We start from the raw sequence: 6,734 nt of genomic DNA on the forward strand, positions 1-6,734 counted from the left end.
TGACCCGGCAGCCAGGTCGGCCTCCAGTTCGGCCAACGCCCCAAGCGTCAGCTTGAGAAGATGACGCTCGCCATCCAGCACCAACGCCACTTCCCCGGCAAAGGGGTTCCCGCCCCCCATCACAGCGGCGTGAAGATCAGCTCGCCAGCCGACGCCAGCGCAATCTCATAGGTCGCTTCGCCATCGTGCGTGCCACCGTATTCCAGCGATGTGATCTGAAATGGGCCCTCCACGATGCCGAAATCGGGGATGATGACCTGGAACGCCGGCACTTCGCCATCGAAGAACAGCTGTCGGGCCCGCGCATCCGTGCCTTCGTCGCGGAAGATTCCAGATCCCGATACGGCCGCCGATTTCACGCCACCGCCGCCCAGCAATTCACGCCATCCGCCCGCACTTTCAGTCGAAGTGACGTCGATGCTGCCCGCATTGAAGGTCAACCGTGTCGCCCGCAATCCGGCCAACGTCACGAAGACGCCGGTGCCGTCCTGATCGACCTTCAACAGAAGGTCCTTGCCTGCTTGAACAGTCATTTATTCATATCTCCTTGAAATGGCTCACAGCCCCGTGTCGTCCGTCCGCGCCCGGAAAATCAGGTCGATCCGGCGGGTCCCTTCCGTCTTGTCGCGCCGGGCTTCTGCCCGAACGAAGCGCAGCGATACCAATCGCCCGCGCGCCAGTGTCAGATCCGTGCTTGAAAGCGCGTCCGATACCGCGACCGCCACCGTCTTCGCCGCAAGATATCCCTCGCGCCGGGTGACCACGCTGATCTGCAGTTGATGGACCGCGCCGTGGCCGCCGCTGTCGGCGACACCGCGGGTCTTTTCGGGTCCGATGGCCACGAAAAGGTCAGGCGCATCCGTCGGTACGTCGTCGAAGACCGCCCCAGCCAACAAGGCGTCCACCACGGGGTCGCCGATCAGGCGTCCGAAGATCGCCGTCTGAAGGCTTTCGCCCGCCGCATAGGTCATGCCGCCCCCCCAACATGGGAGGCGACGCTCGCCAGGATCGTCAGCAACTGACGATCGTCGGCATCGTGCACCGCCTCGATCTCATAGACCTGCCCCCCATCGCGCAGCCGCTGTCCCGGCTCGGCCCGCATTGGATGTCCTTGGGGCACCGAGTGGGTCGTCAGACGCACCTGCAGGCGCGGTGTCCGTCCGAACGCGCCATGGCGGAGAGAGCCGGAGCGCATCCGTACTTCCGCCCAAAGCCCCCCACGGTCTTCCCAGCTCAGGGTCTGTCCGCCCGCACCGTCCGATACCCGGACTGGTGCCTGCAGCGTCAAACGCCGCCTGAAAACATGACCCATCAGACACCTCCTCCGATCCGCATCGCCCGATATGGCGCGATCAAGGCCTCCGTCGTCGCGGTCATGTTCTCTGCGCCGTCCAAACCCTGCGCCATGGCCAGAACCGCTTCGCGCAGGGGCGCGGGCACCTGTTCCCAGGCGCTGTATCCCGCCGTCACGGCCACGCTCAGGATCGCGCCTGGCTGAACCGCCCGTGCGAAAACGATCGTCGGTCGATGCGGATGCGGCTCGATCGTGGCGGCCCCCAGGTCAACAGAGACTAAACCCTGCCGAACCTCCGCGCGGGTTACGGCCACCAGCGGGGACAGGGGCACAATCTCTCGAAAGCCACCTTGCGCCGCCCCGGTCAGCTGAAGATCACGCGCGACCAGCACATGGCCCGTCCGCCCCTCGACCATCGTGATCGCCGCGCGCAGACGCGACCGCAGCCGCGCCATCTGTCCCGGCACCGTGTCGTACCCATCCATCAGCCGCAGGCACGCGGCCAGGTCTGCTACGGGCAACGCCTCCTCTGTGATCCCATCGGACCCTTGCACAATCATCGCCATCGGCATCCTCCGCCTGCGTGTTCATTAAATATTGCTGTGGAGCCAGTGCGCCGCGTGCGGACCAAGCCGGAAACACACCGACCCCACCAATCCGCGACCCGTCAGGGTCGCGGGAAGGACATCGTCCACAAGACACCTTGCCCGGCCCGACCTTTCAAAGGATCGGGCCGCCACGATCAGGCCGTCGTGAACTTCAGCAGCTTGATCGCCGCGAAGTCGGTGACGTCCCCGCCCACGCGCTTGGTGGCGTAGAACAGAACATGGGGTTTGGCGCTGAACGGGTCCCGCAGGACACGCAGGTCGGGACGCTCGGCCACGGTGTAGCCCGCACTGAAGTCCCCGAAGGCGATGGCCGTCGCATCCGTGCCGATGTCGGGCATGTCCTCGGCGATCAGCACCGCGTACCCCATCAACTGCGCCGGCTGACCGGCGGCAAGGCTGTCGGACCACAGGAAGCGACCGTCCGCATCCTTCATCTTGCGAACCGCGCCTGCCGTTTTGGAGTTCATCACGAAGGTTGCATTAGCGCGGTACTTCGCCCCCAACGCATAGACCACATCAACGATGGCGTCCGACGGCCGTTCGGCGTGGAAATCATCAACCGATCCTGTCGCGACATATCCCAGCGCGCCCCAGGCCCAGCTGGCCTCGTCAACGTTGGCATAGGTCAGGAACCCCGTGGGCTTGTCCACGCCGTCACCCGTCACGAACGCCGCCGCCTCCGACGTGGCGAACTTGTCTGCGATCCGCTTGGCAAGCCATCCCTCGATGTCGAACGCCGCGTCGTCCAGCAGCCGCTGCGACGCCTTGGGCATCGCCGAAAGCTCGTGCAGCGGGATCGACACGCGATCGAACATCGGGCTGTCGGTCTCTGCGAAACCACCCGATTCCGTCGCCCAGCCAGTGCCCAGATCGGTGTGATCGACCAGCACGTCGTACGACGTCGCCTCGACGTTCACCACATTCGCGACCGACCGGATCGACGATGCGCCGGTCAACACCGACTTGACCGTCTCGGCGGTCTGCGGATCGACCAGATAGCCACCTTCTGCCGACACGGCGGTGTTCATACCCTTGGCATCCAGAACCAGGGCGCGAAGCCCCTCGTCGTCGCCAGACCGCAAATAGGCATCCATCGCCTTCTGATGGGGGGCTTCCGCCATGTCGTTGCTCGCCAGCTGGGGGCGTTGGGTCTTGTAAGTCATATTCAGCCGCTCTTCCTGTTGCTTCATCTTCTGGGTGATTTCCTGGCGGAAGCCTTTGAAGTCACTGACCAGACCGGTCAGCGCCTCGGTGACTTCCCCGACGCCGTCATGGCTCATCGGGCATTCCTTTCGGGTGATGTTGATCGGCGGCATCAATCGCGCGCCAGTTCCAGACGCGCGGCCTCGATGGCACGCGCCAATTCGCGCGAGCGGTCCGCCTTGGCCCCGACCCGCGCACTGGGCAGCATCGGAAAGGTGACAAGCGACACCTCCCAAAGCTCCAGTTCCTTCAGAAGCCTGCGCCCCTGTTCGTCCTTGCCGGCCCGTTTGACCGTGTATCCGATGGAAAGACCGTCCAGCGCGCCCGCCTCGATCAGTTCAGCCGCCTCCCGCGCCTTTTCGACGCCGGGTAGCAACCGACCTTTGACGAACAAGCCCCGCGCGTCCTCGCGCACCTCGTCCCAGACGCCGATCACCTGGGCGGGATCGTGCTGCCACAGCATCTTGACCCGACGCCCCTCGGCCGACATCCGCGCCAGGCAGTCGCAATAGGCCCCGACCTCGACGATATCGCGACCCGTATCCTCCTGGCCGAACCAGGACGCGTAGCCGGCAATCGTCTTGCCATCCTCCAGCGTCACGACACTCTCGCCACGCGCGAACTTGCGCTCCAGACCCGTCTTCGTATCCATCCGATATCCTTCCTGCCCCGCCGCACGGCGCGGGCTTCAATGTCCGTAGAATTCCGAGATCGTCAGCCACAGCGGATGACATCGGTGCAGCGTCACGGCCCGCGTCCCCTGCAGGCTTTCCACCCCGCGCAGCAGCCACGGACCCGCAGCCTGTCCGCCCGGCGGACGCGTGCGCGGCACCGGCTGCACAGGCAACGACGGGTGAAAGTCGATACGCAGCCGGACGTCCCCGTCGTACCAGGCCAGCCCGATGAACTCGCACGGGCGGGACTTTCTGAACCAGACGTTGAACAGCATGCCGCGGGGATCGACCCGCGTCCCGGTCACGACGGTGCCGCTCACCACCGCAAAGAGACGGCTCTCGATCAGCGGACCAGCGGTAAAGACCGCCGGTGTCAGCGCCATGCAGACCGCAAGTGTCACCGCCCCCTTCGACAATTTCGCGAGGTTAAACACCGATCAAATTCCCCTTCAGAACGAACGACATGAAGCCGCCCACGATGGCCGCCACGATCAGCCACACCAGCCGCGAGATCAGACCGTCGATCCGGTCAAGGCGCCTGTCGATCTGGTTGAACCGCGTCTCGATCAGCTTCTGCTTCTCCTCGTTGACGGCTCGCTCGGTCTCCAGCCGCGTAAACGCCGCCTCCACCTGTGCCAGCCGCGCCTCGGTCCGCAGAAAGGCGGCTTCCGTGTCCTGGAACGGCGCGTAGAGAAATCTCGATCCCCCGCCCCGAACCTCGTGATCGCCGCTCACACGTCCTCCATCGCCGGCAAGCCCAGCATCAATCGCTTCTCCGCGTCCGACAGGAACGCCGCGCCGGCGATCCGCGCCCATTCGGCGTCGCGTTCGCTGTGCAGGGCCGGCACGCGATCACGGTCGATGCTCAGATCGACCGGCGTGCCCGAATGGGTCCCGATCCAATGGGCCAACCCGTCACAGATCTTCGTGACCAGCGGGACAACCGTCAGACGATAGAACGCCCGGTTTGCCTCGACGTAGTTCGCGTAAGTCGCATCGCCGGGGATGCCCAGCATCATGGGCGGCACACCGAAGGCCATCGCGATCTCGCGCGCCGCCGCTTCCTTCGTCTTCTGAAATTCCATGTCTGAGGGCGAAAAGCCCATTGGCTTCCAGTCCAAACCGCCATCCAGCAGCATCGGGCGTCCCGCGTTGCGCGCGCCCTGGTGCTGCGCCTCCATCTCGGCGGCCAGCATGTCGAACTGTTCCTGCGTTAAACCCTCGCCCGAATTGACGATCGCACCCGACGGTCGCGCTGCATTGTCCAGCAACCCCTTGGACCAGCGCGACGCCGCGTTGTGCACGTCCACCGCCCCCGCCGCCGCCGACAGAGCCGACAGGCCGTAGTGATCGTCCTGGGGATGGAACGCCCGAAGGTGGCACACCGGGGACACCTCCCCGACGCGGAAACGGTGCGTCCGACCTCCGACCGTATAATCATAGGCCACCGGCCATCCGTCCGGTCCCGGTACGACCGCCATCCGGTCCGACCGCAGCACATGGAGCTCGGCAGGCAGACCGCCCGGCCCGACCGCCTCCACATAGGCGTTGCCCGACAACAGGAACTGTCCGAACAGCGCTTCGAGGAACTCGCCGCGCCCCTGTGCCCCGTTGGGCCGCGCCAGCAGCGACAGAACTGGATGCACTTCCATCCGCCCCTCCGCGTCCGAACAGATCAGTGGTATTGCGGCCGCCGCTTCCGCGATCAGTTTCACCGCGCGAAACCCGACCGGGTTTCCCACGAACCCGAGCCGCATCAGCGTTCCCGTATCCCGCGGCGACCACACGGCGCGACCGGCCATGCCCATCGCCGCCACGCGACCCGTGGCCGACGCCTTCGCCTCAGGTGCCTGCGCCGCCGCTTTTCGTTTCAATCCGAACATCGTCCGTCCTTCCGTCAGGCCAAAAGAAAAGGGCCCTCTCAAGGGGCCCTTCACTCGATGGTTTTATTTTATCGTCACAACTGCCGCAGACGCGGCCCGGCCCGCGCGACCTTCGGGTCCAGCATCGCCGCCCAAATGGCCCAGACCATCGCGTCCACCCGGTCCGGCGATCCCCGTCCCTGGTATCCTGCGCCGGACATCCGGCACATCTGATCCTCCAAGGCACCAAGGCCCCGCAGGTGCCGAACCCGTCCGCGTTCATAAAGGGCTGCCACCGGCTCCGCCCGCGCGCCCTTGCCTTTGCTCGCCGTCACCTTGCGGTAACTGACGTTCGGGGCGACCTGCCGCAGCACCGCCTCGATCATGTCGCCGCCCTGATTGCCCTCGGCCACCACCCGGTCCGCGTTCCACCGCTCATAGGCATCCGCGACCGCCTCGGCCCATTTCGTCGGCGACGATGCCGCCACGGTGGCATCCTCCAGAACCCAAGCCTTCCAATCCTTGACCGGGCCCTGCGTCACAGCCCCGACGACCACGATCCCGGTCTCATCCGCGGCACCGCCTGACGTCACCGCCGGATCCACCCCGACGATCACCCGGTCGAAGTCCGGCACCTCGTCCACCCGCAGGGCGTCCAGCGCCCGACCGTTCCAGAACGCGCCTTCGGTATCCTCCAGCAACAGACCTTCCAGTTCCTGCCGCCCCAGGCGGGTTCCGCCATAACGCTCCATCACCTCAGTCAGAAAGCTCTTCGCCAGATTGGCCCGGTTCGCTTCCGTGGCCGCATGCGTCGATACCGTCGACGACCGCCCCAAAAGGTCCTTGAGGACGTCGATATTCTTCGGCGTCGTCGTCACCACCGCCTGCGGGCAATCGCCCAGTCGCAACCCGAACTGAAGCATGTCCCACGCCTCTTGCGGCCGCCGCCATTTCGCCAATTCGTCGACCCACGCGGCATCGAACTGCGGCCCCCGAAGGGCCTCGAAATCATGGGCCGAAAACGCCTGCGCTTCGGCACCGTTCGGCCAGATCAGCTTGCGCTGCGTCGCCTTCCATTCGGGGCGCCGATCCG

Annotated in this window: 11 protein-coding genes; all 11 read right to left on the reverse strand. The window is 65.5% G+C overall.

Annotation, left to right across the window (positions count from 1 at the left end):
• The coding region (locus JDO7802_RS18585; RefSeq protein WP_144430701.1) for a GTA-gp10 family protein at positions 1-120 on the reverse strand (120 nt) is incomplete at its 3' end.
• A complete protein-coding gene (locus JDO7802_RS14560) occupies positions 120-533 on the reverse strand; it encodes a phage major tail protein, TP901-1 family (protein ID WP_055086672.1) in 414 nt (137 codons plus the stop codon). The genes JDO7802_RS14560 and JDO7802_RS18585, both read right to left, overlap by 1 nt.
• Before the next feature lie 24 nt (positions 534-557).
• Positions 558-971: a DUF3168 domain-containing protein gene (locus JDO7802_RS14565; RefSeq protein ID WP_055086673.1), complete on the reverse strand. Its 414-nt coding sequence runs from the start codon at positions 969-971 to the stop codon at positions 558-560.
• Positions 968-1,312 (reverse strand): phage head closure protein, encoded by a 345-nt coding sequence (locus JDO7802_RS17745; protein WP_083481184.1) that lies wholly within the window; start codon positions 1,310-1,312, stop codon positions 968-970. Before JDO7802_RS17745 ends, JDO7802_RS14565 begins: the two co-directional genes overlap by 4 nt.
• Positions 1,312-1,860, reverse strand: coding sequence for a head-tail connector protein (locus JDO7802_RS14570; protein ID WP_055086674.1), 549 nt, complete (start codon positions 1,858-1,860; stop codon positions 1,312-1,314). The genes JDO7802_RS17745 and JDO7802_RS14570 overlap by 1 nt, the downstream gene beginning before the upstream one ends.
• 176 nt (positions 1,861-2,036) lie before the next feature.
• The gene (locus tag JDO7802_RS14575) at positions 2,037-3,182 is read right to left on the reverse strand and encodes a phage major capsid protein (RefSeq protein WP_245624203.1); all 1,146 of its coding nucleotides are present in this window, start codon (positions 3,180-3,182) and stop codon (positions 2,037-2,039) included.
• A 35-nt stretch (positions 3,183-3,217) separates the two neighbouring features.
• Positions 3,218-3,757, reverse strand: coding sequence for an HK97 family phage prohead protease (locus tag JDO7802_RS14580; protein ID WP_055086676.1), 540 nt, complete (start codon positions 3,755-3,757; stop codon positions 3,218-3,220).
• Between the two features lie 36 nt (positions 3,758-3,793).
• Positions 3,794-4,213 (reverse strand): hypothetical protein, encoded by a 420-nt coding sequence (locus tag JDO7802_RS14585; RefSeq protein ID WP_187298154.1) that lies wholly within the window; start codon positions 4,211-4,213, stop codon positions 3,794-3,796.
• Positions 4,206-4,514, reverse strand: coding sequence for a hypothetical protein (locus tag JDO7802_RS14590; RefSeq protein ID WP_055086678.1), 309 nt, complete (start codon positions 4,512-4,514; stop codon positions 4,206-4,208). Before JDO7802_RS14590 ends, JDO7802_RS14585 begins: the two co-directional genes overlap by 8 nt.
• Positions 4,511-5,662, reverse strand: coding sequence for a phage portal protein (locus JDO7802_RS14595; RefSeq protein ID WP_055086679.1), 1,152 nt, complete (start codon positions 5,660-5,662; stop codon positions 4,511-4,513). The genes JDO7802_RS14590 and JDO7802_RS14595 overlap by 4 nt, the downstream gene beginning before the upstream one ends.
• A 74-nt stretch (positions 5,663-5,736) precedes the next feature.
• The coding region (locus JDO7802_RS14600) for a DNA-packaging protein (protein ID WP_055086680.1) at positions 5,737-6,734 on the reverse strand (998 nt) is incomplete at its 5' end.

Origin of the sequence: Jannaschia donghaensis (genome assembly GCF_001403795.1) — a bacterium.
GTDB lineage: Bacteria > Pseudomonadota > Alphaproteobacteria > Rhodobacterales > Rhodobacteraceae > Jannaschia > Jannaschia donghaensis.